Raw genomic sequence first — 653 nt, 5'->3', positions numbered from 1 at the left:
CCCCGCCCCCGCCACCCGCGACTTCCTGGTCTCCAAGGGCGTTTCGGCCCAGCGCCTGAAGACGATCTCCTACGGCAAGGAGCGCCCGGTCGCCGTTTGCGACGACATCTCCTGCTGGTCGCAGAACCGCCGCGCCGTCACCACGCTTTCGGGCGCCGGATCCTGATTGGCAAAAATACAACAGCACCATGCGAAAGGCGGCCAAATGGCCGCCTTTTTCATATCCAGCGCCCTGAAACAAAATTTGGCCGAAGTCTCGCGCCCTGCTATGAGCCGAGGGCGCTTGGTCCCACTCTGAATCGGAAGGGCGCAACGGGCTATCAATTTCACGGCGAGAGAAAGAATGCATTTCAGAACGGTCCTCAGCGGCACGCTTGCGCTGCTGCTCGTATCAAGCATCGCCGCCCCGGCAGCCGGCACGGGGCAGCCTGCCGATAGCGGGTTCTCCTTCCACCTGCCGACGCTCGGCATTTTCGGCGACAAGAAGAAACCGCAACAGCAGCAGATCGCGCAGCAGGACGGCGCCGGCGCCACTGGCCTGGAAGACCAACTCAGGCAGATGAACGGCAAGATCGAGGAACTCAATTTCCAGATACTGCAGATGCAGGAGCAGATCCGCAAGCAGCAGGAGGACAACGAGTTCCGCTTCCAGC

2 pseudogenes are annotated in these 653 nt (G+C 61.7%); both read left to right on the top strand.

Features of this window, described 5'->3' with window-relative positions:
• A pseudogene (locus tag EN742_RS36900) lies at positions 1-166 on the top strand (peptidoglycan-associated lipoprotein); the annotation flags it as partial.
• Between the two features lie 177 nt (positions 167-343).
• Positions 344-653, top strand: a pseudogene (locus tag EN742_RS36895) (tol-pal system protein YbgF); the annotation flags it as partial.

The organism is Mesorhizobium sp. M4A.F.Ca.ET.020.02.1.1, from assembly GCF_004022645.1.
Lineage (GTDB): Bacteria > Pseudomonadota > Alphaproteobacteria > Rhizobiales > Rhizobiaceae > Mesorhizobium.
The sequence above is the reverse complement of the archived record's forward strand: the minus strand, read 5'-3'. Positions and strand labels throughout refer to the sequence as shown.